Annotated in this window: 26 protein-coding genes, 1 tRNA gene, 2 pseudogenes and 1 riboswitch; of the genes and pseudogenes, 4 read left to right on the top strand and 25 right to left on the bottom strand. The window is 38.6% G+C overall.

Annotation, left to right across the window (positions count from 1 at the left end):
- Nucleotides 1–54: 54 nt before the first annotated feature.
- The 20 genes and pseudogenes from HT687_RS04675 to HT687_RS04580 form a co-directional block, all read right to left on the bottom strand.
- Nucleotides 55–243, bottom strand: a complete 189-nt coding sequence (locus HT687_RS04675) for a hypothetical protein (RefSeq protein WP_000179767.1) — start codon at nucleotides 241–243, stop codon at nucleotides 55–57.
- A 320-nt stretch (nucleotides 244–563) separates the two neighbouring features.
- On the bottom strand, nucleotides 564–1,130 hold the full coding sequence (locus HT687_RS04670) for a hypothetical protein (RefSeq protein ID WP_000234981.1): 567 nt from the start codon (nucleotides 1,128–1,130) through the stop codon (nucleotides 564–566).
- Between the two features lie 468 nt (nucleotides 1,131–1,598).
- Nucleotides 1,599–2,343, bottom strand: a pseudogene (locus HT687_RS04665) (CPBP family intramembrane glutamic endopeptidase).
- 261 nt (nucleotides 2,344–2,604) lie between these two features.
- Nucleotides 2,605–4,022, bottom strand: a pseudogene (gtfA, locus tag HT687_RS04660) (sucrose phosphorylase).
- An 8-nt stretch (nucleotides 4,023–4,030) separates the two neighbouring features.
- Nucleotides 4,031–4,351 carry a PTS lactose/cellobiose transporter subunit IIA gene (locus HT687_RS04655; protein ID WP_000343789.1) on the bottom strand — a complete coding sequence of 107 codons (321 nt, stop codon included), beginning with the start codon at nucleotides 4,349–4,351 and terminating at the stop codon, nucleotides 4,031–4,033.
- Nucleotides 4,352–4,364: 13 nt separating this feature from the next.
- Nucleotides 4,365–5,678 carry a PTS sugar transporter subunit IIC gene (locus tag HT687_RS04650; RefSeq protein WP_031222412.1) on the bottom strand — a complete coding sequence of 438 codons (1,314 nt, stop codon included), beginning with the start codon at nucleotides 5,676–5,678 and terminating at the stop codon, nucleotides 4,365–4,367.
- Between the two features lie 10 nt (nucleotides 5,679–5,688).
- Nucleotides 5,689–5,991, bottom strand: a complete 303-nt coding sequence (locus HT687_RS04645; protein WP_001020606.1) for a PTS sugar transporter subunit IIB — start codon at nucleotides 5,989–5,991, stop codon at nucleotides 5,689–5,691.
- A 12-nt stretch (nucleotides 5,992–6,003) separates the two neighbouring features.
- Entirely contained in the window at nucleotides 6,004–7,434 is a 1,431-nt protein-coding gene (locus tag HT687_RS04640) for a 6-phospho-beta-glucosidase (protein WP_001062961.1), read from the bottom strand.
- A gap of 147 nt (nucleotides 7,435–7,581) precedes the next feature.
- Entirely contained in the window at nucleotides 7,582–8,334 is a 753-nt protein-coding gene (locus HT687_RS04635) for a MurR/RpiR family transcriptional regulator (protein ID WP_023932686.1), read from the bottom strand.
- Between the two features lie 8 nt (nucleotides 8,335–8,342).
- Nucleotides 8,343–9,065 (bottom strand): MurR/RpiR family transcriptional regulator, encoded by a 723-nt coding sequence (locus tag HT687_RS04630; protein ID WP_000493321.1) that lies wholly within the window; start codon nucleotides 9,063–9,065, stop codon nucleotides 8,343–8,345.
- Nucleotides 9,066–9,594: 529 nt separating this feature from the next.
- Nucleotides 9,595–10,950, bottom strand: a complete 1,356-nt coding sequence (rlmD, locus tag HT687_RS04625) for a 23S rRNA (uracil(1939)-C(5))-methyltransferase RlmD (protein ID WP_000914557.1) — start codon at nucleotides 10,948–10,950, stop codon at nucleotides 9,595–9,597.
- A gap of 73 nt (nucleotides 10,951–11,023) precedes the next feature.
- Entirely contained in the window at nucleotides 11,024–11,998 is a 975-nt protein-coding gene (locus tag HT687_RS04620; protein ID WP_023935925.1) for a DUF1002 domain-containing protein, read from the bottom strand.
- 72 nt (nucleotides 11,999–12,070) lie between these two features.
- The gene (gene pmp23 / locus HT687_RS04615) at nucleotides 12,071–12,685 is read right to left on the bottom strand and encodes a cell wall hydrolase Pmp23 (RefSeq protein WP_023935927.1); all 615 of its coding nucleotides are present in this window, start codon (nucleotides 12,683–12,685) and stop codon (nucleotides 12,071–12,073) included.
- The gene (locus HT687_RS04610) at nucleotides 12,685–13,659 is read right to left on the bottom strand and encodes a nucleoid-associated protein (RefSeq protein WP_023935929.1); all 975 of its coding nucleotides are present in this window, start codon (nucleotides 13,657–13,659) and stop codon (nucleotides 12,685–12,687) included. Before HT687_RS04610 ends, pmp23 begins: the two co-directional genes overlap by 1 nt.
- Nucleotides 13,660–13,666: 7 nt before the next feature.
- Entirely contained in the window at nucleotides 13,667–14,923 is a 1,257-nt protein-coding gene (gene glyA / locus HT687_RS04605; protein WP_023935931.1) for a serine hydroxymethyltransferase, read from the bottom strand.
- A gap of 61 nt (nucleotides 14,924–14,984) precedes the next feature.
- Nucleotides 14,985–15,416, bottom strand: coding sequence for a GNAT family N-acetyltransferase (locus tag HT687_RS04600; protein WP_054388325.1), 432 nt, complete (start codon nucleotides 15,414–15,416; stop codon nucleotides 14,985–14,987).
- 1 nt (nucleotide 15,417) lies between these two features.
- Nucleotides 15,418–16,020 carry an L-threonylcarbamoyladenylate synthase gene (locus HT687_RS04595; RefSeq protein WP_023935935.1) on the bottom strand — a complete coding sequence of 201 codons (603 nt, stop codon included), beginning with the start codon at nucleotides 16,018–16,020 and terminating at the stop codon, nucleotides 15,418–15,420.
- Nucleotides 16,004–16,840, bottom strand: coding sequence for a peptide chain release factor N(5)-glutamine methyltransferase (gene prmC, locus HT687_RS04590; RefSeq protein WP_023935937.1), 837 nt, complete (start codon nucleotides 16,838–16,840; stop codon nucleotides 16,004–16,006). Before prmC ends, HT687_RS04595 begins: the two co-directional genes overlap by 17 nt.
- The gene (gene prfA, locus HT687_RS04585) at nucleotides 16,840–17,919 is read right to left on the bottom strand and encodes a peptide chain release factor 1 (RefSeq protein ID WP_001028818.1); all 1,080 of its coding nucleotides are present in this window, start codon (nucleotides 17,917–17,919) and stop codon (nucleotides 16,840–16,842) included. Before prfA ends, prmC begins: the two co-directional genes overlap by 1 nt.
- Nucleotides 17,916–18,506 carry a thymidine kinase gene (locus HT687_RS04580; protein ID WP_000068157.1) on the bottom strand — a complete coding sequence of 197 codons (591 nt, stop codon included), beginning with the start codon at nucleotides 18,504–18,506 and terminating at the stop codon, nucleotides 17,916–17,918. Before HT687_RS04580 ends, prfA begins: the two co-directional genes overlap by 4 nt.
- Nucleotides 18,507–18,628: 122 nt before the next feature.
- On the opposite strand from HT687_RS04580, the gene HT687_RS04575 reads away from it, so the two are divergent.
- Together HT687_RS04575 and mnmE are read left to right on the top strand one after the other, a co-directional pair.
- Nucleotides 18,629–18,811 carry a 4-oxalocrotonate tautomerase gene (locus HT687_RS04575; protein WP_023935941.1) on the top strand — a complete coding sequence of 61 codons (183 nt, stop codon included), beginning with the start codon at nucleotides 18,629–18,631 and terminating at the stop codon, nucleotides 18,809–18,811.
- A 137-nt stretch (nucleotides 18,812–18,948) separates the two neighbouring features.
- A complete protein-coding gene (gene mnmE / locus HT687_RS04570; protein WP_023935943.1) occupies nucleotides 18,949–20,322 on the top strand; it encodes a tRNA uridine-5-carboxymethylaminomethyl(34) synthesis GTPase MnmE in 1,374 nt (457 codons plus the stop codon).
- 45 nt (nucleotides 20,323–20,367) lie between these two features.
- Here mnmE and dapA read toward each other — a convergent pair whose 3' ends face one another.
- From dapA to HT687_RS04550, 4 genes are all read right to left on the bottom strand, one after another.
- The gene (gene dapA / locus HT687_RS04565; RefSeq protein WP_000121606.1) at nucleotides 20,368–21,303 is read right to left on the bottom strand and encodes a 4-hydroxy-tetrahydrodipicolinate synthase; all 936 of its coding nucleotides are present in this window, start codon (nucleotides 21,301–21,303) and stop codon (nucleotides 20,368–20,370) included.
- A 55-nt stretch (nucleotides 21,304–21,358) separates the two neighbouring features.
- A complete protein-coding gene (locus HT687_RS04560; protein WP_054392865.1) occupies nucleotides 21,359–22,435 on the bottom strand; it encodes an aspartate-semialdehyde dehydrogenase in 1,077 nt (358 codons plus the stop codon).
- Between the two features lie 342 nt (nucleotides 22,436–22,777).
- A tRNA-Thr gene (locus tag HT687_RS04555) sits at nucleotides 22,778–22,850 on the bottom strand.
- A 99-nt stretch (nucleotides 22,851–22,949) separates the two neighbouring features.
- Nucleotides 22,950–23,459 carry a QueT transporter family protein gene (locus HT687_RS04550; protein ID WP_000737071.1) on the bottom strand — a complete coding sequence of 170 codons (510 nt, stop codon included), beginning with the start codon at nucleotides 23,457–23,459 and terminating at the stop codon, nucleotides 22,950–22,952.
- A riboswitch (PreQ1 riboswitch) is annotated at nucleotides 23,457–23,553 on the bottom strand. Its footprint overlaps the gene before it by 3 nt.
- Nucleotides 23,554–23,581: 28 nt before the next feature.
- On the opposite strand from HT687_RS04550, the gene HT687_RS04545 reads away from it, so the two are divergent.
- A complete protein-coding gene (locus tag HT687_RS04545; protein WP_054392864.1) occupies nucleotides 23,582–24,013 on the top strand; it encodes a GtrA family protein in 432 nt (143 codons plus the stop codon).
- An 81-nt stretch (nucleotides 24,014–24,094) separates the two neighbouring features.
- Nucleotides 24,095–24,472, top strand: coding sequence for a large conductance mechanosensitive channel protein MscL (mscL, locus tag HT687_RS04540; RefSeq protein WP_023932701.1), 378 nt, complete (start codon nucleotides 24,095–24,097; stop codon nucleotides 24,470–24,472).
- A 45-nt stretch (nucleotides 24,473–24,517) separates the two neighbouring features.
- Here mscL and hemH read toward each other — a convergent pair whose 3' ends face one another.
- The gene (hemH, locus tag HT687_RS04535) at nucleotides 24,518–25,612 is read right to left on the bottom strand and encodes a ferrochelatase (protein ID WP_054388323.1); all 1,095 of its coding nucleotides are present in this window, start codon (nucleotides 25,610–25,612) and stop codon (nucleotides 24,518–24,520) included.
- Nucleotides 25,613–25,677: the final 65 nt, after the last annotated feature.

Raw genomic sequence — 25,677 nt, 5'->3', positions numbered from 1 at the left:
TCCTACTTCACTAGTGTTGCACCTGTTTGTAAAAAAATAATAGCATTTTTGCTGTTATTTTTTTGAGTAAATAGCTCCCATAATATCATCGAAATAATCAACAGTATTAAGGAGTAATTCTATAACCTGGGACTTTGTTAGTCGTATTCCTCTTCTATCTCTAGCATCTTCTACTAAATTTTCAAGTTTATCTAGATTTTTATCATCCAAGCTAATCATTATTCTATTTTTATCAGTTGCCATTTTCTTCACCTCTAGTTAATTCTATCAAAAGTGTAACACTTGTGTCAACTGGCTTTTATAATACATTAGTTTAAAAGTGGAGAGGATTTTTAACACAGTAACTTTAAATCTTTGGTATTAAAAAATTTTCACAGTATTTATAGAAATAAAATCTGTCTCAAATAAGTTATCAAATCTAGTATAAATTATGAGCGGCTACTCTAATACTTTTCCTCTAAACAAGACAAAGGCTTACACTCAATGATTTTCTTACCCCCTTCGTTACAATGTTTTGACATTTTTACTAGCAAAGGTACATACTCACAAGGAACTTTGATCGACTATTGAATCTCTCCCACTTCTTCTTTAACATATCCTTCTACATCTTCAATCTCTACAAACATTGGGTCTAAGTGACACAAGAAATGCCAATTTTCTGCACCTTTTTTTCTGTAGAGAATCGCTTCACCGTCTTCACTTCCGAAAAAGCTTCTATCTACTTCATATCCACTGCCTTCTAGAAAGTCTTTTGCCTGCCGATAGTTTGCTTCTCTTGCTTCCACATAGGTTTTAACTTCATCGTTGTTAACGACATATGCATCGATTTTGGAATAGCCTTCAATTACTTTTTCGTTTGGTTCGGATAGATTCGAGATCTTTTTCCAAATAATGTCTACATTTTCCTTAGAGTCAAACATAAATTTAGAAAAAGGTACAATGTTTCCGTTATAGATAATTTCCATATAGTCTGGTAGGTTTGTAGGATTAAAAAACTCTACTTCAAATCCATCTTCTGTTTCTAAAGTATATCCAGGGATTTGTGCTACAAAAGTTTTCCCATCTTCTATGGAATCAAATGCGACTAAATCTTTAGAATAATTATTTTGAGATAACTCTAATATAACCATATATAACCTCTTCTAAATTGTCTGTAGATTGATTTTTCAGAACATAATACTGATTAGTTAGTAACCGTTAGGATATAGCAAATTCTTTTTTCCACCTTCTTAAAACATCATTTCAAGGCTACATACTCAGCGGTTCGCTGTTACCCTATCGTTTCGTCGTAAACTTATTACTCTACGACAGCTATCCCATTGGCGGACTCAAAAGGTTTGGGGAACCTTTTGAGGATTAACTGCGTTTCACTAACAAACTCACACACTCAACATGTGTTAATATTCTTCTTTTATACTAATAAACAAAAGGCAATGAAAATCATTTTAAAATGATACTGTGGAACGGAAAGATTTTCGCCAGTTGCAAAAGAAACGACATTCATCATTCCACTTGAAATTACAACAGAAAATTCTTTAACATCGATTATCTAGATAGACCGATTGTTACCTTCAATAATGGATATACTGATCTAAATTTTAAAATGTTGTTTCCTTACTAATTCTATTACTCGCCAATATAGTATAAATAAAATAACCAATAAAAATGACAATAAAAATAACATTAATTTTTAACACAAAATAGAGATTTAACAAATTTGCGAACGCATGAAATAATATACAGTATCCCACAGATTTCGTTTGACGGTAAAGAAGACCTAAAACAAAACTTAAAAATAATGTATATATAAAAAACAAAATAAAAGGAAATCCTTGATGACTTTCTCCAACTATAAACCATAAAGGCAGATGCCAAATTCCCCAAATTGATCGTACAATCAAATTAGATTGCCAATATGTATATTTTTTATCAAGTAACGGTTGTAATATTCCTCTCCACCCTAATTCTTCATGTCCACCACCAAAAAAAAATTAGTTGTATAAAGAATAATGGCATTAGATAAATTGATACTCCATTTAATTCTAAGGAAGATACAGAAAATAGTATCAAAATTGCTAACATATGAATAATGAAATAGATACTACTATTTTCTCTCTTATTAAATAAAAAATGTTTAAATTTTATATTATTACTTTTCAAATAAAACCCACTTGCAATAGCTGGTCCGAGTGCACCTATTATATGTAAAGTTCTCCCTATAAAAGTTTCTAATCCAAAAATATGAGATTGCGTAAAGATGGCAAGAATCCCCCAAGCTATATAAGTAATTCCAAATGTACAATAAAGATAATTTTTTAAATTCCTTTTATCAATTTCTGTCATTTTATCTTCCTAATCTTGATTATTTTATGAATAATATTTTTACTGCTTCTTAGTTGCTCTCGGTTATAACTACCTATATTCTATCACAAAAATAGGAGCAGTTTAATTGACTGTTCCTGTTTTTTTATTACAAATATTCTCGAACAATTATCGTCACAACAGAATATAATTCATAGTTTACGTTTAAGTACTATTTTGTTACTAACTAGCTAACAAAAAGAGTGAGGAAATCAAACGTTTCCACCACTCTTTTGTATTCTATTATAGATAAATCGATGTTCTTTCACTATCTATTTTCTCTGTAATTTCAAATGATTTATCTTTCAGATTAGCTCTTAATTCTGCCACTGTATTGGCATCGGTATTGGTCCAACTGATGTGGATAGTATTAGCGTCTTCCATGTCAACAGTAAACTCTCCATCAAATGCTGCGCTGCTATTACGGAATTTGAGCAGATTGAACAAGGACAACTGGGCGTTGAACTTCTCGCTCAATTTCTTCCAAATCATAATAGTGACGGTTGATGTTGCGGCCTTCTTTGGTTGATTCGAGCAATTCGATATCATTTTCTCCTGCCAACAAGCCAACGTAGTAAATCTGCGGAATACCTTGTGCAAAACATTGAAGCACACGTGCCAAGAGATAGGCTTGGCCATCATTTCCTAAAACTGAATAGTAGGTACAATTTATCTTATAAATATCCAAATTGTTGTAGTCCTCTGTTTTGACATTTGCTCCTTGGGCATAGAGGGCTTCTCTTGTCACCTCTGTTTCCTCATCTGTCAGCAAGTCCTTGACATCGACCACTCCGTGTCCAAGGTTGTAAATTGCTTGCGAGGGCAGATTTCCATCCAGTGAACAAGACGGTTGACATTACCTGAATAAAGAGCATGAAGAACCAGCATCGGAAGGGCAAAGTCATAGACATAGTAGTCTTGCTCAGCGATTTTTTGCTGAATGGTGTAATGTTCATGAATTTCTGGAAGAATTTCCACTCCTTTTGGTGCCAATAGCTGACGCGGAAAATGAAGCATTTCCCAAATATCTGGCTCAACAAAGAAACAGTTGGTGCCGATTTTCTTATTGGCGTAGGCAAAGGCGTCCAAGCGAATAATGGAAGCTCCGTGGTCCGCCAGCTGTTCCAGATTTTCCTGAATAAAGCGACGAGTTGTTTCTGTTGTCACATCGAGGTCGATCTGTTGCTCATCAAAGGTACACCAAACTTTTTCCTTACTACCATCAGCAAACTTGGCAATGCGATAGGGAGCACGTGGCTTCCGTTTGTAAATCAGGTCTACATCTTCCTGAGTCGGCCCACTGTTTGGCCAAAAATTTTTGTAGCGGATAAACAAATCCGCATAGGCAGACTCATCTTTCTTTTCTAGGAAATCAAGGAAAAAGGCGACTTGGCTGAGATATGGTTAATCATGAAATCAAACATGAGGTAGTAGTCTTGACTGAGTGCCTCAATATCGCTCCAATCTCTAAAAGCCTCATCAACCTTGGTATAGTCCATGGGTGCAAACCCGCGGTCGCCTGACGATGGAAAGAAGGGAAGAATATGGACCCCACCGACCACATCTTTCAAAGGGCCTTCTAAGACCTACTTCAAGTCTTTCAGATTTTTTCCAAGACTGTCTGAATAGGTAATTAACATTGCTTGATTTTTTACTTTCATAACTTGCTCTATTTACCTTCCTCAAAGCGTTTATAGACTGCTATAAATTCCTCAGCAATCGTTCTAAAACCTTCTGCACTCATTAACTGATCCTCAGCGTGCATCAGAAGTAGACCTGTTTGGCTTAATGCCCCATTCATTTCTTTTGTCAAAAGTGAGTGGTGAGCATTGTGTCCCTGTACAAATGCTTCTTCGCCTTGTTTAATTCTATCTTTAGCCTGCTCGAATTCACCCTGCTTAGCCAATTGAATAGCATCGATGTACATAGATTTTGCTGTTCCTACATAGGTGATAATTTGAAAACACACTTCGAGTACTTTTTCGTCCATTTTAATACCTCTCTTACCAATCTTCGTCTTCTAAATCGCTTGTTTCTTGCATTACAGCTTGTAAAGCTTGTTTATCCATCTGTTTAATAAATGGATAATAAACAAAGAAAGACATAACCAAAATAAGTGTTTGCAACAAGGCTGTTTTCCAACCACCGATGATAAATCCTGAAATAATTGGAGGACAAGTCCACGGAACTTGAACGGCACCATACATAGGTGTCAGTCCAAAATAAATCGCTGAATACTGGATGATACAAGATAAAATAGGCGTTAATATAAAGGGAGTTGCTAAAACTGGGTTCATTACAATCGGCAAACCAAAGAGCACCGGCTCATTGATATTAAAGATGGCTGGAACCATTTCAAGACGTCCAAGAATTTTTAGTTGTTTTGATTTTGCAAATGCAACCATGTAAACTACCAAACCAATCGTAATCCCGGCACCTGTAACATTGATAAATTGATCAAAAAATTGAATCGTCACAATATGACCACCATTGGCTAGATTTAATTCAAGGCCCTTATCTAAAATGGCTTGGTTTTCCAAAGCATTCGCCTGTAGCAAGCCACTCATGATGCCACCAACTACAGTTGAGCCGTGCACCCCAAACATCCATAAGAATGGTACAAGGAAACACATAAGCACCGCACCAAACAATGAGTCAGTCAAGCCTTGCATTGGTGTTTGAATAAGATTATAAATCATTTCAATCGTTGTGACCTTAAACAATTGTTCAACAAGTCCGACAAAGATCGTTGCCGCTGTGATGATAACAGTAGCAGGAATCAAGGCTGAAAATGCGTTGGCTACACCAGTTGGTACGCCATCTGGCATTTTGATTTTGATATTTTTCTTCAAAAACCAAGAATAGCTTGCTCCTACAATCAAACCAACGATAATGGCACCAATCATCCCTTTCCCGGAAGTCCAATCCTTCAGAATAATGTTACCAACTACATCCCCATTTTTAGAAATCAAACTGGAGGGCTGGATTAGCAAGAAAACTGCTAGGGCAATGACACCTGCCCCAAGCGGCTCCTGTTTTTCTAGCTTAGCATAGGTATACGCAATCCCAATGACTGTTACAATCGCACTGATATTAAAGGTTGCACCAATTGCTTGATTGAGAACAGGGGTAATACCACTAGTTTCTAACATCGTTGCTAGAGCTGGAACTGGAAGATTGGCCAAGATAAGAAAGATGGAGCCAACAATCAACAATGGCATAGAGAAAACAATACCATCTTTTATCGCTGTTACACCTTTGGTATTGACAAAGGCCATCATCCCATCAACAAACTTTTTAATCAGTTTATCCTTCATCATCTTCTCCTTATTTTTTCATCATGTAAGCTTGTTTAAGAACTGCCATACCGTTTGCAGTGCCATAATCAGCCATTGCAATCACTTCTACAGGAACATTGTGAGAAGCACAAATTTCTTTTGCTTTTTCAAGTTGGAAACCAACCTGTGGGCCTAATAGAGCCACATCAATATCTCCAACTCTTTGTTCCAATTCACTGATGGAATAAGCTGCAATTGTTGCATCTTTCCCTTTTTTCTGAGCCGCTTCTTTCATTCGCTCAACCAAAATACTTGTTGACATACCTGCTGCACAAAACAATCCAATATTCATTTTAATTACTCCTTATAATTCGTTTCCATTTGATGTAATCACTTTTTGATACCATGTAAAGGAATCTTTCTTCATTCGTTGCAAAGTTCCTTCGCCATTATTATTCTTATCGACATAGATAAAGCCATAACGCTTCTCCATTTCACCTGTACCAGCACTAACAATATCGATACAGCCCCAAGGGGTATAACCAATGACATTTACGCCATCTTCTTCAATCGCTAACATCATTTGTTCAATGTGTTGTTTGAGGTAATCAATGCGGTAAGAATCATGGATTCCATCAGGCTCTACCTTATCATAAGCACCGAATCCATTTTCAACTATAAAAAGCGGACAATGATAGCGATCGTATAAAAGATTTAAGCTATAGCGTAATCCCTCAGGATCAATCTGCCAACCCCAATCGCTTGATTCAATATAGGGATTTTTCTTAGTATAAACATCTTTGAAAAGTTCTTCTGTTTCCTCAGATGCTGTAGCAGTCACTGTATCACTCATATAGTAACTCAAGCCAATATAATCTACACAACCTTCTTTTAGAGTTTCTAGATCTTCTGGTAAAATATCCAGTTTGATATTATTTTTTCGACAAAAGGCCTCGATATAGTAAGGACGCTCTCCAAAAACATGAAGATCTCCATAGTGAAATAAACGATGCTCCATTGCCTTCTGGCTAGCAAGTATATCTTTTGTATCACATGTATTCGGATAAAATGGTACCATTGCCAGCATACAACCAATTTTGAAATTTTTATTGATTTTCCGACCCAATTGTACAACTTTTGCAGAAGCCACTGACTGATAATGGATAACCTGCTGTAGTACCTCAACTGGATTTTCATCTTCTTGATAAATGACACCAGAATTAGTCCATGAGCACCAAGGAACATTAATTGCACCTTGATTATTGATCTCGTTAAAGGTCATCCAATACTTAACTTTGTCCTTATATCGTTCCATGACGACTTCCGCAAAACGAACAAAGAAATCAATCAACTTGCGATTACGCCAAGCACCATACTTAGTAACTAGATGATAGGGCATTTCAAAGTGACTGAGTGTGATGACCGGTTCAATTTGACGAGCTAGCAGCTGATCAAATAAATCATCATAAAATTTCAACCCTTCTTCGTTAGGTTCTTCTTCATCTCCATTTGGGAAGATACGAGTCCAGGCAATCGAAGTTCGAAAACACTTAAATCCCATCTCAGCGAATAATTGTATATCGTCCTTATAGGTTCTGTAAAAATCTATTGCATCATGATTCGGATAATATTCGTCAGGTAAGACGCCATCAGTAATCTGTCGAGAGTGGGTAGCACTTCCAACCGTCATCACATCGGCTATCGAAATGCCTTTTCCACCTTTATCATATCCTCCTTCAATTTGGTGAGCAGCAACTGCCCCACCCCATAAAAAGCCTTCTGGTATTTTTGCCATTTTACCAATCCTTTCTGTATTTTGTACTAGCGCTATGAACAAGTCTATTTTATAACATACTGTATCTGCTGACAATAGATATTGAGATAGAAAATAAATGTACAGTCGAACAATATTTGTTACATAAAAAAACAAGAGTTTTCACTCCTATTTTTTTAAATAAACTTGGTAACGTAAGGATTCTAAAAAATAGACAACTGGAATCTGAGTGGTCAAATTAGTGGAACGTAGCGAGGAATCTGCGTAGGCAACTGGCATAAAGTAGGATAAATTTATATCCGATAGCTGTGATAAAGTGGAAATATCTGTATTTGTCAGACTAACAATCTTAGCATTTCTTTCTTTGAATCCCTGTACCAGAGTTAGAACTTCTTCTGTCTCACCGCTGACACTTAGAGCAATAACCAAAACATCCTCCAAATTAGAATGATGCAATTTCAGAGAATAAAATGGGTTAGTAATAGCAAAGCTAAGAATACCGATTCCAGAAAAAAGATATGAGCCATATTCTGCCAAACTTAGACTAGTACCCACCCCTAAAAAGATAACTTGTTTGGCTTGAACGATCAAGTCTGCTATCTCTGATAGTTGTTTTTTTAAAGCTTCATCTTGGACACTAGTCTGTAAAAATTGTATTGCTGGAATATCAATAGGAAAGTAGTGACGATGTTTATTTTCCTTATCTTCCGACCTTGACAAAGCATATTTTAAATCATTGTAGCTATCAAATCCCATCTTTTTCGCAAAACGAATGATGGTTGTTGTCGATAGATTTATAGATGTCGATAGCTCTCTGATAGTCATCGTAGCAACTTTATCTCTATGTTGCAATATAAAATTATACACGCTTAATTCACTATTATTTAGCCCTTTTACTTTATGATAATCAAATAAATTCATAGACACCCTTATGCTTTTGTAGTATATAGTTGTTTCATTAACATTTCAATAATAAGAATAACAGGTACCTGCGTCGTAATATTAAACCCATTTAAAAATAATTGAGGAACATGATAGGTTATGGAGCAATCAGATAGCCTTGACAATGTTGATTCCAATGTATTTGTGATGGCAATAACTGGACAACCTTTTTCCTTTAATTTTTGTACAATTTTCAATGTTTGAGAAGTCTCACCAGATTCGGATAAGGCAATGACACAAGTTTTTTCCATACTGTTTTGTAGCACTGGTTGCCAAGGATCTTCAATACACATACTAAATTTGCCAATATTTGAAAAATAGCGCGCTCCATATCGACCTAAAGTTCCAGAGGAACCAATTCCGACAAAAACAATCTGTTCAACTTTCTTTAAGATTGCCACAGCCTCCATAATCAGCTGCAAAAAAGTATCTTGCTCAGTATAATCAATGAATAGCTTCAAAGAATGATTGTTTTGATTGTTTAAAATAATTTGCTCATTTTTTAAATATTCTTTATAAGCAATCTTAAAATGGCTATATCCATCAAATCCTAGATGCTTGCAAAATCGTTGTACGGTTCCAACTGATACATGTGCAAGTTGGGCCAATTCCTTGATTGTCATAGAGGATATATTTTCATTTTCTAAAATAGTTGTATAAATAGCATTTTCTAAGTCGTTAAAACTTGCTACAACCTCATAACTAAACATATAATTCCTTTTTCTATCTCTATTGATTTGCTTACAATGTAACAAAAAACTAATAACCAAAGTGTTCCACACTAAAATAATGGAGAGCATAATGGCTATAAAACCAAGTCAGCATTAAAATCTATTAGAAAACCAGACGAATCAGATTTGTCTAACGAGACATGGTTAAGAGAAAATACTTTAAAACAGTATTGCCTTATGTCCTAGATTATATCATATTTTTGAGCATACTTTGAGTATTGTTAGTTAATTGACTTAAAAGAAACATAACAAGAGCTTATCTCTATTAAATTGTATCAATTTCAATCGCCCATTCTGGAGATATGTAAGGTGTGGACGTTTCTATTCCCACAATCTCCTTGTCAATGGAAACAAACACGTACCCACAGGGTAAATGGAAATAGAAACTGATAATTTCTAGCTATCACTTCTATTCATTCCAAAAATTTTCTCACTCTGATACTTCCCCACGCCAATACAAAAAGCCTTGCAATCAAGGCTTTTCGTTATCCCTTTCATTCAAAGGTTTCTAGGTTTTTACGAGCAGAGCAACACACTCCACGTGGTGCGTCTGCGGAAAAAGATCAACCGGCTGGACTTTCTTCAATTCATATCCCAATTCTTGGTAGAGTTTGATATCACGCGCCATGGTTGCGACATTACATGAGATATAGGCGATGCGGTTAGCTCCTGTTTGGGTACTAGCTTTGATAAAACTCTCGGTGAGTCCTTTTCTTGGTGGATCAACTAGGATAAGGCTTGGTTGAATTCCATCTTTAAGCCAATTCTTCATGGCGTTTTCAGCTGTGTCACAGACATAGTTAGCATTTGAAATATTGTTCAGTTGAGCATTCTTCTTACTATTCTCAACCGCTTCTGGAATTACTTCAACACCATAGACTTCCTTGACGTGTTTCGCAACAGAAATACCAATCGTCCCGATACCAGAATAGGCATCAATGACCACATCATCTTCTTTTAATTCAGCAAAGTCAATAGCTGTTTGATAAAGTTTTTCAGCCATTTCAGTATTGACTTGATAAAAGGCAGGGCCAGCGATTTGGTAGTCATTTCCCAACATCTGGTCAGTGATAAAATCTTGTCCATAAAGCGTACGCCATTCCTTACCAAAAATAGCATTAGTGTTCTGGTCATTGATATTTTGCATAACAGACACAATCTCTGGAAACTGCTTGATGACTTGTTCAATCAATTGGTCAACACGAAAAACTTTGGGACGAGTTGTCACCAAAATGACCATGATTTGCCCTGAATAGTGCCCACGACGCACCACAAGATTTCGAATCAAGCCAGATTGTTCCTTTTCATCATAAGGTTTCAAATCATAACGACGTAGCAAGTCACGTAGACCTACTACTACCTCATCAATCACAGAATCTTGTATAAAGAAATCTTCCAAAGGCATGAGGTCGTGGGAATTCTTACGGAAAAATCCTGTTTCCAAAACACCATTCACTCGACGAACAGGGACCTGTGCTTTGTTACGGTACTTGACTGGATTTTCCATACCTAAAGTTTCAGCAACCTCTATATCATCAATTCCAGCAATCTTATATAGACTGTCTTTGACTTGCTTGGTTTTAAACTTGAGCTGTTCTGGATAGGCAAGATGACCTAAATCCGCGATTCCTGAACGCAGGTAAGCCAAATCTAAATCTTGATTACGGTGTGGTGATTGGACAAGGTATTCTTCAACTTTCCCAAAACCAATCTTTTTATTAACCTTGAGGACACGCATAAGGATTTTTTCACTCGGTAAAGCATTCTCAACAAAAAATACCAAACCATCCACCTTGGCAACTCCTGCCCCTTCATGGGTCAAGTCAACAATCTCAACTTCTACAATATCATTTTTCTTTAACATTATTTTCTCTTTCTATTGGCCGACAAAAAAGACGGCAACGTTAGGGTTACCATCTATTATACCATGAAATTTCTTAAGAACCAAAACTCTTGAAGAAGTTGACAATGGCTTGCCAGAGGGAACTTAAGAAGTTCCCACCGTCCTCTAGCGCCTTATCAGCATCAAAGTTAAGGTTGATATTTTTAAAACTGTCGCCAGCTTGTGAAACAATACTTTGTTTAAGGTCATTTAGAGTTTTAGTGAAGTCTGTATTGCTAAGAATATCACTTTTTGAGAGATTCAAAGCAAAATTGATGATGATATTGATTTGGTTTCCTGTTATAACCTGATCAAGTTTGTAATTTTTCAAGGTATCTTCAACAATTTTACGGACATCTTCCTCTGTCAGATTTCCCTTACTTTCTTTAGCTTTGGCGAGTCCTGACTTAATATCTGCTAAGGCAACGTTTAATTTATTAGCATCATAGCCTGTTTTGTCCTTGTTTTCAGCATTGATATCGGACAAAGCCTTTAGCTCTTCTTGAGCCAAATCTTTGTTGGCTTGTGGCACCTTGGCTCCATTAGCTTCTAGAGAATAATAAATCCCTGCTAAAGCACTCTCACCTGTAACTGGAATAGGGGCTGCTACAGTGATTTTAGCATGTTCCACACCCAAGGTTACTGCTGCATTTCGGTACATATCCTGAGTCACCTTAGTGATGTTCTCTGGTGTTTCAATCTTGACCTCAAGTGGCGACTTGTCACCTAGTTTTTGAATCTTGGCTGATGAATACAATTGTAAGCTAGAGTCATTGGCCACATTCATAATCTTAGAATAGACATCAGGTGTCATGGTCTTGAGTTCTTTGGTGTCTGTTGAGGCATTGTGGCCTAATTTCTTAAGAGTTTGATTTTTTTGGTCTTCAGACAATGATGAACCTAGGACATATTCAGGTTGGACGTAGGTTTCATCGATAACTTTTTGAACATCTGTTGCTGCATGGGCGCTATTTATAGCTGTTACTGCCCACAAGACCGCAGCACTAGTCAGAAAGAGTTTCTTTCTCATAGGGAATTTCCTCCTTTACCTTTCTAGAGTAATATATCTATCTTAAAGAAAACTTATAAAAAAACACCTGGACTAGCCAGATGTTGAAAAGAGAGTGAAACATTTGATGATGTAAAGGTTGAGTTGAACCTGTCTAGAATAGTAATAGTTTCCTCCATTTACATAGAGTTCGGCTCCATGGAAAATGGAAATGGGGTGAATATAACTATAAGTCTTTCCAGTGGTATTACCAAGCAAGGGAGCAACAGTCTCGCGAGAGTACTGTTTGGCCAGAGCCAAGGTGTTTTCCTTGCCATTTTGGGCAATATAATCGATATAGGCAGGACCAAAATTATAAGCTTGAACAGCTGTCCAGACATCTACCCCCTGCTTCTGGGCTAGATAGAGATTGTCTGTCAGAGTTTGCACGCCTTGCCGAATGCTAGAGGCATTATCATTGATGGTGTTGGTGGAACCACTTGCAGACTCACTAGACTGCATAACATCGCCTTCTTTTCCTTTTGTTTCGGTATAAATCATAGCGAGCACAAGCTCTTCGTTTGCTGGGGTGTCTTTTTCACTCAAGATTTCTCTCACCATGGGTTGATAGGTCATGACTTGTTTGACATCTTGGTGAACGCGGTAAGCTTTATAGCCAGCAAAAAGGAAGACTGCTAGTACAAGCACTCTTCGAATTCGTTTAAACATTATTTACTTTGGATATCCTCGATATTTTTGATTAAGATAGAGTAAGTTCCATTGTCGTTTTGGATAAACTCAACAGACTCGGCGTCTTGATAGACGTTATTGGGAACGATGAGCTCAATTCCATTTGACAAGGAGAGTTTTTGATTTTCAAATTTCTTTAATTGGCGACTGGCATCAATTTCATCAAATTGAACAGGCTCTGGTACAGCTTCCTTGACTTGATCAATAAAGCTCAAACGAGCCGTCAGATTATTGTCAAAAAGGTCGTTGGCCAATTTTTCAGGTGACAATTCATTGCTTTCTTCCAGATTGTTAAAAATAGCTGATTTGACCTTGGATTGAAATTGAAAATCATCTGTGTTAAAAGTCTCAGCAATTCTCTGGGCCGTTTTTTCTAGTTCTTTGATAGATTTCTTGGGTGAAATCTTAGGGGCTACTGCAAGGAGATTTTCTGAAAAATAGTTCAAAAAAGTCCCGTTGTACTTGATTCGTTTTTCAATCAGATGGTACTTGCGGCTCTGAAGATTGACTACCAAGGCCTCATCAGCCCCTGTTCCAAATCCAGGCAGGTTATTCTGAGTCAGCTTGATTGGATTATCAACTTCTCCTCCGAGGTGAGTCAAGGTCTCACGCAGGGCAATTCTCAAGAAAGCGAAATGTTCCACACCTTCTTTAGAAAATTGCACAAAAATCAAGTCATTGGTCTTGAGATTTTCAGAAATGCTAAACTCCTCTTTCCAGAGATTAGCCAGTGTTACTGATGTCTCCAATAAATCGTCTGTGATGTGATTGAAGAAGGGATTTTCTTCCTCGAAAATCCCAGTCTTGGCTTCATCTGAATACACACGTTCAATTTTTTTACGCAGGTATTCTTCGATTTTTGGAGTAATATTGAGAAGCTTATCCGCTAGGAACAGCTCGGTATCAGCCGGACTGAACTGGTGAATAATGGCTTTCTTAATATAAATGTCCATAAAAGTTTTAGTCCTCGTATAATGGGAAGGCGTCTGTCAACACTTTGACTTCACTTCTCACTTCTTCTAAGACAGCTTCATTTTCTGCATTCTTAAGGGTTTTAATGATGAGTTCAGCCACTTTGCGACTCTCTTCTTCACCAAATCCACGCGCAGTAATGGCTGCAGATCCGATACGAATCCCACTTGTCTTGAATGGTGACAAGGTTTCGTAAGGAATTGAATTTTTATTTAGGGTAATATTGACTTCATCCAGCAAGTTTTGAGCAACTTTTCCGTTTTCTACAACCTTAGTCACATCAACAAGGAAGAGGTGATTTTCAGTCCCACCAGAAATAATACGGAAATCAGGGTCTTGCAAGAAGACATCTGCCATAGCTTTGCTGTTTTTGATAACATTGGTAGCGTATTCCTTGAAGGCTGGATCCAAAACTTCTTTAAAGGAAACAGCCTTGGCAGCTACAATATGCTCCAAAGGTCCACCCTGAATACCTGGGAAAATAGCTGAATTGATTTTCTTAGCTAGATCCTCATCATTGGTCAAAATTAAACCACCACGAGGGCCACGAAGGGTTTTGTGGGTCGTTGTTGTAGTGATATGAGCATATGGTACTGGGCTTGGATGTAGACCAGCTGCAACCAAACCAGCAATATGAGCCATATCTACCATGAGTTTAGCCCCAACAGCATCCGCAATTTCACGGAATTTTGAAAAGTCGATAATTTGAGAATAGGCTGAAGCACCTGCTACGATCAATTTTGGTTTTACTTCTTGGGCTTGTTTCAAGATAGCATCAAAGTCCAAGAGTTCTGTTTCAGGATCCACACTATAAGAAACAAAGTTGTAGGTTTGACCTGAGAAGCTAACTGGAGCTCCGTGGGTCAAGTGTCCACCTGCTGCCAAATCCATCCCCATAACGGTATCACCTGGCTCAATTAAGGCCATGTAAGATGCACAGTTGGCTTGGCTTCCTGAGTGAGGTTGGACATTAGCGAATTTAGCGCCGAAAATTTCTTTTGCACGTTCAATAGCTAGACTTTCTACCACGTCTACCACATCCGTTCCACCATAATAACGATGGCCTGGGTAGCCTTCGGCGTATTTATTCGTCAAGATAGACCCTTGAGCTGCCATAACAGCCTTGGAAACTACGTTTTCCGAAGCAATCAACTCAATGTTGTTTTGTTGTCGTTCTTCTTCTTTGGCAATAGCATTCCAGAGATCAGCATCATATGCTTTAAAATCATCTTTATCAAAAATCATAGGTCTTCTCCTTTATTGTATGACTAGTCCATTAGTTTAATTTTCTTATTAGAAAATCAAACTAAAAGATGCGAATAAACCGTTTCTGCATTTTATCACAAGTATAACCAACTTTTTCATAAAATGCATGAGCACCCAGACGATGATCGGCAGAGTTTAAGCGGATAAACCCATAACCACGTCTTTTTGCTTCTTCTTCCAACCCTTGCAATAAGCTTTTACCAATACCTTGACCTTGCGCTTGAGGTGAAACTGCTAAGGCTAAAATATTAAATCCTGCTTTAGAATAAAGTGATTCATAGACCTCAGCGTGGACATATCCAAGCAAGGCATGACTAGCTTCATCCTCATAGCCAAGTAGGAAATGATGGGAATCCTGAGACAGTCTAGCTAGTTGGCTAGCCGTTCCCTCTGGACTAAATGAATAGCCCAAAGCCTCTTGGTTGATATCACAAATAGCTTTCACATCAGTTTCTCTTAAATCTCTTAGCATTTCATGCCTCCTCAAAAGAAATCTCTGGCAACTGAGCAAGAATATCTTCTCGCTTAATGGCCCCTTGGCGTAAGATTTTCACCTTGTCACCCGACAAATCCAAAATAGTTGAATCCTGTCCAGTTAGAAAAGCATCGTCTTCCAAACCCAGAACCTCTTGGTCAAAATCCTCTAGAATTTGTTCAAAGGTTACTCCACTCGCCTGACCTGAAATATTGGCAGACGGTCCAATCAAGGGCCCCGTCTCTCGAATCAAATCAAGCGTAATGGGGTGGCTGGGCATTCGAAATCCAACAGTCGCGAGTCCAGAATTGACCCAATAGGGAACTCGGTCATTGGCTTCAAGGATAATGGTCAAGGGACCTGGTAAAAAGGTCTCGACAAGTTTTTGAAGATAAGTTGGCTGATTCTTTGAAAAGTGCAAGATGTCCTCGAGAAAGGCGATATTGAGATTGAGTGCCTTATCTCTAGGACGACGTTTGAGTTGGTAAACATGGTCAACTGCTTTTTCATCTAATGCCTTAGCAAAAAGACCATAAACAGTCTCTGTAGGTAGAACGACAGCTCTACCATTTTCCAACTCTTGTCTAATCCTGTCCATCATCAACCACAACCATCCTATCTTGACCAAACTGGTCCTTGAGCGTTCGAACTCTTTTTTCAGGAAGGTATTTCCTAAAAAGTTCAGGAACACTTTGACCTTGCTTGTATCCAATTTCAAGGTAAATCTTACCACCATCTTTGAGATAGTCTTTTGCATCTTCCGCAATTCTACGGTAAATAGCTAGGCCATCCTCGTCTGCAAAGAGAGCTAGATGAGGCTCCGCATGCAAAACATTCAAGCCTACCTCTGACTCATCTTCACGAGAGATATAGGGTGGATTGGAAACAATTATATCATATTTTTCAGAAATTTCTGTAAAACAGTCAGATTTTTTTAAAAATATTTGAAGATTTTGATTTTTAGCATTTTCGTTAGCTAAATCTAAAGCATCTTGGGAAATATCTGCTGCTGTCACTGACCAATCTGGTCTGTTTTTTGCTAGAGCGAGAGCAATAGCTCCACTACCTGTTCCAATATCCAAAACTGAAAGATTTTCCTCAGGATTTTCAGATAGGATAAGCTCCACTAACTCCTCTGTCTCTGGACGAGGGATCAAAACCCGCTCATCAACTGTTAACTGCATACCAAAGAAGTCTGCATGACCGATGATGTACTGGGCTGGTTTATGAGCTACTAACTGTTGGAAAATTTCTTTTACAAATACTTCTTCCTCTTCCGTCACTTCCTGCTGAAGAGCAAAGACAAAGTCAGTAAAAGAGAGATTTTTCAGGCTACGATAGACAAAAGAGAGGCTTTCAGCTTCCTCTCCTTGTCTTATCAACTCTTCTTCAAAATCTGAAAATAATTGAGCTAATTTCATTATTTGTTTAATTCTTCTAATTTTTGTGTTTGGTCATAGAGCACCAAGGCATCCACAACCTCATCCAATTTACCAGACAAAATCGTATCTAGTTTTTGGAGAGTCAAGCCGATACGGTGGTCTGTGACACGGTTTTGTGGGAAGTTATAAGTACGAATTCGTTCTGAACGGTCACCAGTACCGATTGTTGACTTACGCTCAGCGTCTTGTTCATCCTGAGCAATCTGAGCAAAGTGGTCAGCAACACGCGCACGGATGATTTTCATAGCCTTCTCACGGTTCTTCTGCTGGGTACGTTCTTCCTGCATCTCAACCTTAATATTGGTTGGCAAGTGAACGATACGAACAGCAGTCGCAACCTTATTGACGTTCTGTCCACCAGCACCAGAGGCGTGGTAGATGTCGACACGAAGGTCTTTTGGATCAATGTCGTATTCAACTTCTTCAACTTCTGGCATGACAAGTACTGTTGCTGTCGAGGTATGAACACGGCCTTGGCTTTCTGTCACAGGAACACGTTGCACACGGTGGGCACCTGATTCGTACTTGAGTTTAGAGTAAACAGATTGACCCGAAACCATGGCAACCACTTCTTTGAAACCACCGACACCATTCATAGAAGCCTCCATGACTTCAAAGCGCCAACCTTGGGCTTCCGCATACTTTTGGTACATGATTAGGAGGTCTCCAGCGAAAAGTGCTGCTTCGTCTCCACCAGCAGCGCCACGGATTTCAAGGATAATATTCTTGTCATCGTTTGGATCTTTAGGAAGGAGCAAGATTTTCAGTTTTTCTTCGTATTCTTCTTTTTCAGCCTTGGCATCTTTGAGCTCTTGCTTGGCCATTTCTTCCAAGTCCGCATCTCCGCTTGATTCCTTAATCATCTCTTCAGCGTCAACGATGTTTTGAAGGACTTGTTTATACTCACGGTAGGCTGTTACGGTGTCACGAGTGGAAGCTTCTTCTTTTGAAAGTTCCATGAAACGCTTGGTGTCCGAAACCACATCTGGGTCACTGAGCAACTCTCCTAATTCTTCATAACGGTCTTCTACAGCTTGTAGTTGATCATAGATGTTCATTTTTCTTCATTCTCCTTATTGATTTCAGGCGCAAAATAATGTTTACGGCAAACCGAGATATAGGTTTCATTGCCACCAATCTGAATCTGCTCACCATCGTAAACGGGCAGTCCATCTTGCGTACGCAACACCATGGTTGCCTTTTTCTTGCAATACTGGCAAATAGTCTTGATTTCGTCGATCTTGTCTGCTAAAAGCAAGAGATACTTGGAACCTTCGAACAATTCATTGCGAAAGTCATTTTTCAAACCAAATGCCATAACGGGTATGTCTAACTCGTCTACAACACGAGCTAGGTCATAAACATGATGACGTTTGAGAAACTGGGCTTCATCGACCAAAACACAGTATGGTTTCTCAGGTAAATCTCGGATAAATCCAAAAATATCTGTTGACTCCTCAATTGCAATGGCAGAGCGTTTCATGCCAATACGACTCGACACATAGCCAACACCGTCACGAGTATCCAGAGCCGAGGTCATAATCACAACACTTTTTCCCTGCTCCTCGTAGTTATAGGCCACCTTGAGAATCTCGATTGTCTTTCCAGAGTTCATGGTCCCATAACGATAATACAACTGTGCCATGTTTCTTGCTTCACGTCCATTTCTAAATTTTTGCTACATTCTAGTATATCATAATTTTCTTAAGCTTTAAACGGCAAAATGTGGTAAAATAGAAGAAATCAAAACTAGTGGAGGAAGCCATTATGCCATTTGTACGCATCGATTTATTTGAAGGACGCACGCTCGAGCAAAAGAAGGCTCTTGCTAAGGAAGTAACGGAAGCGGTTGTCCGTAACACTGGAGCACCTCAATCTTCTGTCCATGTCATCATCAACGACATGCCAGAAGGAACTTATTTCCCACAAGGAGAAATGCGCACCAAATAAGCTAGCTTAAGCAGAATTGCTTAGGCTTTTTCAATCTCCAAGTAGCATTCATTGAAGAAATAGTTCAAATTTGTTACAATTTGAAAAGAGACTTGGAAAAATTTCCAATAAAAGAGCTATTTATTAAAGGAAACATTATGATTACACGTGAATTTGATACCATCGCTGCTATCTCTACTCCACTAGGTGAAGGGGCTATTGGTATTGTCCGCCTGAGCGGAACAGACAGTTTTGCTATTGCGCAAAAGATTTTTAAAGGAAAAGACTTGAACAAGGTTGCCAGCCACACTCTCAACTACGGTCACATCGTTGACCCTCAGACAGGAAAAGTCATGGACGAGGTTATGGTTGGAGCTATGAAGTCTCCAAAGACCTTCACTCGTGAGGATATTATCGAGATTAACACCCACGGTGGAATTGCGGTAACCAATGAGATTCTCCAACTAGCTATCCGTGAGGGAGCTCGATTGGCTGAACCTGGTGAATTTACTAAACGTGCCTTCCTAAATGGACGTGTTGACTTGACTCAGGCTGAAGCCGTTATGGACATCATCCGTGCTAAAACAGACAAGGCCATGAACATTGCGGTCAAACAACTTGATGGTTCCCTTTCTGATCTTATCAATAATACCCGTCAAGAAATCCTCAATACACTTGCCCAAGTCGAGGTTAATATTGACTATCCTGAGTATGACGATGTTGAGGAAGCCACTACTGCTGTTGTCCGTGAGAAGACTATGGAGTTTGAGCAATTGCTAACCAATCTTCTTAGAACAGCTCGTCGCGGTAAAATCCTTCGTGAAGGAATTTCCACTGCCATCATCGGACGCCCAAACGTTGGGAAATCTAGCCTTCTCAACAACCTCTTGCGTGAGGACAAGGCTATCGTTACAGATATTGCTGGTACTACTCGAGATGTCATTGAAGAATACGTCAACATCAACGGTGTCCCTCTCAAATTGATTGATACAGCCGGTATCCGTGAAACGGATGACATCGTGGAACAAATTGGAGTTGAGCGTTCGAAAAAAGCCCTCAAGGAAGCCGACTTGGTTCTACTGGTGCTAAATGCCAGTGAACCACTAACCGCCCAAGACCGCCAACTCCTAGAAATCAGTCAGGAGACTAATCGCATTATTCTTCTTAACAAAACTGACCTGCCAGAAGTTATTGAAACCTCTGAACTTCCAGAAGATGTCATTCGCATTTCAGTCCTTAAAAATCAAAATATCAATAAGATTGAAGAGAGAATTAACAACCTCTTCTTTGAAAATGCTGGTTTGGTTGAGCAAGACGCAACCTACCTATCAAATGCTCGTCACATTTCCCTGATTGAAAAAGCAGTTGAAAGCCTACAAGCTGTTAACCAAGGTCTTGAACTAGGTATGCCAGTTGACTTGCTTCAAGTTGATTTGACTCGTACTTGGGAAATCCTCGGAGAAATCACTGGAGATGCGGCTCCTGATGAACTCATCACCCAACTCTTTAGCCAATTCTGTTTAGGAAAATAAGAAAAATCCATGATCCTTCTTGCGGTCATGGATTTTATTGTCTTATTAGTAATCTGGTCTTAAAACCCCTGTTACAGTTGCCTTAGTCGCTTCGTAGTCACCATCTACAACAACCTTGATAATGCGTTTGGCATCTTCTTCTGGTGCTGGAACAAGAGGTAGACGAGTTGGACCAGCTTCAAATCCCATATAGTTCAGAACTGCCTTAACAGGAGCAGGACTTGGATAAGAGAAGAGGGCATTGACCTTAGGAATGAATTTACGTTGAATAGCTGCAGCTTTCTTCATATCGCTTTCTGCAATGGCAGTAAACATCTCGTGCATTTCATCCCCATTTGTATGAGAGGCAACAGAAATAACCCCATCCGCACCAAGGTTCATGGCATGGAAAGCATCTCCATCCTCACCTGTATAAATCAAGAACTCTTCTGGCTTGTGCTCAATCAAGTAAGCCATATTGGCCAAGCTGGTACATTCTTTGACACCAATAATATTTGGATGGTCAGCTAAGCGAAGCATGGTTTCTGGAGTCAATTCGACAACTACACGCCCTGGAATGTTATAGATAATAATTGGTAGGTCAGAAGCATCTGCAATAGCCTTAAAGTGCTGATACATCCCTTCTTGAGAAGGTTTATTGTAGTAAGGAACAATAGCAAGTCCAGCAGCAAAACCGCCAAATTCCGCTACTTCTTTGACAAACTCAATAGAGTCACGCGTATCATTAGTACCTACACCCGCAATCAAAGGAACGCGTCCATTGACAATCTTTTGTACAGCCGCAAAGAGTTCCAACTCCTCATCGTGGGTCAAGGTTGGACTCTCAGCAGTGGTCCCTGCGAGAAGAATTCCATCCGTATGATGGGCCAATAAATGCTCAATCAAGGCTGGAATAGCATCAAAGTTGATGGAACCATCCTCGTGGAAGGGAGTAATAAAGGCTGTGATGATTTTACACTCTTTTAAATCTTGATAAGACATGAAAACACCTCTCTATTTCAAAGAAGGAGTTCATCTGAACTCCTAAACGATATGACTATTTTAATTCAAATTTCAATTCGGCAGTTGGACGAACCAATCCACGTTCGTGGAGAGTTTCAGCAATCTGAACTGAGTTCCAAGCAGCACCTTTGAGAAGGTTGTCTGAAACAATCCACATGTGAATTCCTTTTTCAGCATCCAAGTCTTTACGGATACGACCAACAAAGGTATCACGTGAACCAACTGCATTGATAGCTTGAGGATAGATTTGATGAGCTACATCATCTTCAAGAACAGCGCCTGGGAAGGCTGCGATAGCTGCTTTTACTTCTTCGATTGGAGCCACTTCTTTTGTTTCGATATAAACTGACTCAGAGTGAGCTGACAAGACTGGAATACGAACACATGTTGCAGATACTGCAATGCTATCATCTTCCATGATTTTCTTAGTTTCCTTGGTCATCTTCATCTCTTCGTAAGTGTAATCATTGTCAGTGAAGACATCGATTTGTGGAAGAGCATTAAAAGCGATAGGATAATGTTTCTTATCACCACCTGAAGGCAAGATTTCCGCATGCAAATCACGTGGGTTTACACCATCATTCAAGACTTCACGAAGTTCACGTTGTGTCTCAAGAATTGCTCCCATACCAGCACCTGAAACTGCTTGGTAGGTTGAAACAATGATACGGTCCAAGCCCCATTTTTGGCGAACTGGCTCAAGAGCCACCATCATTTGAATTGTTGAACAGTTAGGGCAGGCAATGATCCCATTGTGGGCATCAAGTGCGTGAGCATTGACCTCTGGAACAACCAAAGGAACGTCTGGATTTTGACGGAAGTAAGATGTATTATCTACTACTACCGCTCCAGCTTTAACTGCGTATGGTGCATACTTAGCTGATGTCGAACCACCTGCTGAAAAGAGAGCAATATCAACTCCCTCAAAAGCTGTCTCAGTCGTTTCTTCAATCGTAATATCTTGGTCTTTAAATTTCAAAGTCTTGCCTGCTGAACGTGCAGAAGCAAGTAAACGAATTTTATCGATTGGAAGTGTTGATTCTTCCAACATTTTTATCATCTGAGCACCGACAGCACCTGTCGCGCCGACTACAGCAACTGTATATCCCATAAATAACCTCTTTCGGAATTTTCTAAAAATTTCTATAATAGAAGTATTATACTACTTTTTCCATGAATTGCAAAGCTTTTTTATCATTTTTTGAAAAATAAAAATCCCCAGTCGCTAGACCAAGGACTAAGAGGCATCTTCATGTGATAAGCAGGTTCACACAACTCATCAAGGTCCGCTCCTGCGTTATGACCTCCTTATGCTCAATAGTAGTCCGAAGACTACCTATCGACTCATCGCATATTCTATATTACTAGAGATACTTGATTTTGTCAATAAGAAATTTTTTCGATCGAGTATAACAAAAAACTCTCGTATTCAAGAGTTTCCCTATACATATCATGCTAATTGCCGGGATTGAACCGGCGACCTCATCCTTACCATGGATGCGCTCTGCCAACTGAGCTAAATCAGCTTACTTAAGAAGTATACTATATTCAGAAAAACTTGTCAAGTTTCCTTAGAAATTTTCCATAGGAAAAAGCCAGGTAAGAACTACCTAGCTTATCTTCTTCTATTTACTTAAATCAATTCGACGACCAATTTTACCAATAATAATCGCTCCAATAATCAATGAAGCAAATTCACCGATTCCTGTTGTAAACCAAGTAAGGAAGAATGGTAATTCTGCTACAATATTTAACTCTGCAGCGATAGTAAACATGGAAATTGAAAAGAGGATTGAAAAGAAGAAATGATCTTTTCGAATCAATCCGTTAAAGAGGTAATCCTTGCTATATTTTGCAAAAAGCCAAACACCTAAACTGAGGAATACTAAGGTTGAACCACCACCAACAAAGACATCTAGCAGTCCGAAGCTAAAGAAATTAGCAATCATACAACCGATGGTAACTCCGATGATGTACTTAGGATTGTAAAAAGCCATAAAGTTCATCATTTCTGAAATACGAAACTGATAAGCACCATAGCTGATGGCATTTAGAGGCGGTGTGACAGTCAAAACGACGTAGATAGCAGCGACGATTGCAATATCTGCAACATCACGAATAGTTAATTTTTTCATCTTTTCTCCTTTGGCGGTTGCCCGCGTGTAATATGCTTGGTGAAAGAAGCTAAGCACCAAGGGTTGCTTTATTCAACCTTACTAGTATAGCACAATAGCCTGCTTTATGCTATACTTAAAGCATGAAAAAACCTATTCAAAAATTTTTTAACAATGAAATCTTAGCCTATCTCTTTTTTGGCCTTGCAACAACTCTAGTTTCGATTCTCTCACGACTAGTCATTTATCAACTAAGTCATCAGGAACTCCTTGCTACTGCCCTAGCAAATATTATTGGTATCCTATTTGCCTTTATCACAAATGATACGATTGTATTTAAGCAAGCAAGGAAGAATCGACTTATCCGTTTATTGAAATTTTCTCTTGCTCGCCTTTCTACTTTTCTGTTAGACTTGTTTTTAACTTTTCTCTTTGTAACCCAATTTCCTCACATCATAGGTCAATTCGTAAATGAAAACATTGATAAGATAAATGCTATTGAAACAATAATTGCACAAATACTCATTATTATCATCAATTATATCTTGAGCAAGGTCTATATTTTTAGAAAATAATGCTCCATTTATGAGCCTTTTAATTGCCTTCTATAATGATTTAGGATACAATGAAACACGAAACGTTGAAAGGAAAACAGTATGTTAAAAAATCTAAAATCATTCTTGCTTCGAGGAAATGTGATTGACCTTGCTGTCGGTGTTGTCATTGCCTCTTCTTTTGGTGCTATCGTTACTTCACTTGTAAACGACATTATCACTCCTCTTATTTTAAATCCCGCTTTGAAAGCTGCTAAAGTCGAACGTATCGCTCAACTTTCTTGGCATGGAGTCGGCTATGGTAACTTTTTAAGTGCTATTATCAATTTTATCTTTGTGGGTACCGCCCTCTTCTTTATTATCAAGGGTATTGAAAAAGCACAGAAACTGACTGGCATAAAGGAAGAAAAAACTGACGAAAAAAAACCAACCGAATTGGAAGTCCTTCAAGAAATCAAAGCTCTTCTTGAGAAAAAATAATCGTTTAAAAGGATCTAGCGCAAAGAAAGCTAAATCCTTTTTTCTTTACTCTTTGGGTAACTTGCCTGCTTTCTCAAGCATTTTTTTGATCAAATAAGGCATCTTAACATTCTCCCGCCCTTTTTTCTCAATCAGTTTTTTCACAAATTCTGGCATTTGTAAATCTTGAGATTCAGCCAAAATGTTTTTCGTCTCGTCTGAAGGAACTAATTCATCAAAGGTTTCTTCTTCCAGGAGAAATTCCTTAAACTCTTGATGTTCATTGGCTCTGACTGTATTGAGCAAGGCATCAATTAAACGAGAATCCGTATTTGGCATTGGTGGACGATGGTAGTTCACACCCAATTCTTGACACAAGTCATAACATTCCACATCATTATCAAACAAGACCTCAATATGCTCGCTAATGAAGCTGATAGGAACAAAAATATAATGGTCTGGATGTTCTGTCTGTTCTCTGAGATACTCCAAAACATCTGGCTTAATCCATGGAATCCCAATATCACTCTCACTCTGCCAAGTATTGGTATATTGTTCAGAACTCAAGCCTAGTTTTTCAGCGACTAACTTGCTATTTTCGAAAATTTGGTCAATATATGGGTCACCAAAATCCAAGGCAAAAATGGGCACACTGTGGGCTGAAAAGATGACTTTAAAGCTATCCTGCTTTACTTCTTCTTTTAAAATCTTAGCAATTTCATCTGCCCAATAGTTTAAGAGCTCTTCTTCCTGATACCAGTCCTTAATGACCAAAAATTGAATTTGTTTGCTTTCTAAAAATTTTTCATAGCCCATGACAGAGTAGAAAGAATAATGAGGCTCCAAAATCAAACAAATACACTGTTCAATTCCGTCTGCTTCCATTTGACCGATCACATCTGGAATAAAGGGACTGGAAAACTTATTAGCAAAGTAGACACTGTATTCATTCCCCAGCCTAGCTTCTACCAAGGCAACCTCTTGACGGGTAATTCTTTGCAGAGGTGTGCCCCCAATTCGTACATAATTATCATAGAGTGTTTGAATTTCATGGTCTTGAGGTCTCACTCCACGACGAATATTTGTGAAAAAATCAGCCACACCTTCAAAGGTAATCTCTTCTGGTGAACCAAAGGTCATCATTAAAATTGCTTTTTTCATAATCGCTTCCTTGTGATATTTTTATCAAGTTTATTTTATCATGAATCCACTGATAAGTAAACGCT

It is taken from the genome of Streptococcus sp. 1449 (genome assembly GCF_013276805.1).
Taxonomy (GTDB): domain Bacteria; phylum Bacillota; class Bacilli; order Lactobacillales; family Streptococcaceae; genus Streptococcus; species Streptococcus pseudopneumoniae.
Note: the sequence above shows the minus strand (reverse complement) of the source record. Positions and strands in the feature narration are given on the sequence as shown.

Bases quoted from the DNA above. Each gene is read 5' to 3' on its own strand.
- HT687_RS04675 (WP_000179767.1), bottom strand. From the start codon at position 243: ATGGCAACTGATAAAAATAGAATAATGATTAGCTTGGATGATAAAAAT.
- HT687_RS04670 (WP_000234981.1), bottom strand. From the start codon at position 1,130: ATGGTTATATTAGAGTTATCTCAAAATAATTATTCTAAAGATTTAGTC.
- HT687_RS04655 (WP_000343789.1), bottom strand. From the start codon at position 4,351: ATGGACGAAAAAGTACTCGAAGTGTGTTTTCAAATTATCACCTATGTA.
- HT687_RS04650 (WP_031222412.1), bottom strand. From the start codon at position 5,678: ATGAAGGATAAACTGATTAAAAAGTTTGTTGATGGGATGATGGCCTTT.
- HT687_RS04645 (WP_001020606.1), bottom strand. From the start codon at position 5,991: ATGAATATTGGATTGTTTTGTGCAGCAGGTATGTCAACAAGTATTTTG.
- HT687_RS04640 (WP_001062961.1), bottom strand. From the start codon at position 7,434: ATGGCAAAAATACCAGAAGGCTTTTTATGGGGTGGGGCAGTTGCTGCT.
- HT687_RS04635 (WP_023932686.1), bottom strand. From the start codon at position 8,334: ATGAATTTATTTGATTATCATAAAGTAAAAGGGCTAAATAATAGTGAA.
- HT687_RS04630 (WP_000493321.1), bottom strand. From the start codon at position 9,065: ATGTTTAGTTATGAGGTTGTAGCAAGTTTTAACGACTTAGAAAATGCT.
- rlmD (WP_000914557.1), bottom strand. From the start codon at position 10,950: ATGTTAAAGAAAAATGATATTGTAGAAGTTGAGATTGTTGACTTGACC.
- HT687_RS04620 (WP_023935925.1), bottom strand. From the start codon at position 11,998: ATGAGAAAGAAACTCTTTCTGACTAGTGCTGCGGTCTTGTGGGCAGTA.
- pmp23 (WP_023935927.1), bottom strand. From the start codon at position 12,685: ATGTTTAAACGAATTCGAAGAGTGCTTGTACTAGCAGTCTTCCTTTTT.
- HT687_RS04610 (WP_023935929.1), bottom strand. From the start codon at position 13,659: ATGGACATTTATATTAAGAAAGCCATTATTCACCAGTTCAGTCCGGCT.
- glyA (WP_023935931.1), bottom strand. From the start codon at position 14,923: ATGATTTTTGATAAAGATGATTTTAAAGCATATGATGCTGATCTCTGG.
- HT687_RS04600 (WP_054388325.1), bottom strand. From the start codon at position 15,416: ATGCTAAGAGATTTAAGAGAAACTGATGTGAAAGCTATTTGTGATATC.
- HT687_RS04595 (WP_023935935.1), bottom strand. From the start codon at position 16,020: ATGATGGACAGGATTAGACAAGAGTTGGAAAATGGTAGAGCTGTCGTT.
- prmC (WP_023935937.1), bottom strand. From the start codon at position 16,840: ATGAAATTAGCTCAATTATTTTCAGATTTTGAAGAAGAGTTGATAAGA.
- prfA (WP_001028818.1), bottom strand. From the start codon at position 17,919: ATGAACATCTATGATCAACTACAAGCTGTAGAAGACCGTTATGAAGAA.
- HT687_RS04580 (WP_000068157.1), bottom strand. From the start codon at position 18,506: ATGGCACAGTTGTATTATCGTTATGGGACCATGAACTCTGGAAAGACA.
- HT687_RS04575 (WP_023935941.1), top strand. From the start codon at position 18,629: ATGCCATTTGTACGCATCGATTTATTTGAAGGACGCACGCTCGAGCAA.
- mnmE (WP_023935943.1), top strand. From the start codon at position 18,949: ATGATTACACGTGAATTTGATACCATCGCTGCTATCTCTACTCCACTA.
- dapA (WP_000121606.1), bottom strand. From the start codon at position 21,303: ATGTCTTATCAAGATTTAAAAGAGTGTAAAATCATCACAGCCTTTATT.
- HT687_RS04560 (WP_054392865.1), bottom strand. From the start codon at position 22,435: ATGGGATATACAGTTGCTGTAGTCGGCGCGACAGGTGCTGTCGGTGCT.
- HT687_RS04550 (WP_000737071.1), bottom strand. From the start codon at position 23,459: ATGAAAAAATTAACTATTCGTGATGTTGCAGATATTGCAATCGTCGCT.
- HT687_RS04545 (WP_054392864.1), top strand. From the start codon at position 23,582: ATGAAAAAACCTATTCAAAAATTTTTTAACAATGAAATCTTAGCCTAT.
- mscL (WP_023932701.1), top strand. From the start codon at position 24,095: ATGTTAAAAAATCTAAAATCATTCTTGCTTCGAGGAAATGTGATTGAC.
- hemH (WP_054388323.1), bottom strand. From the start codon at position 25,612: ATGAAAAAAGCAATTTTAATGATGACCTTTGGTTCACCAGAAGAGATT.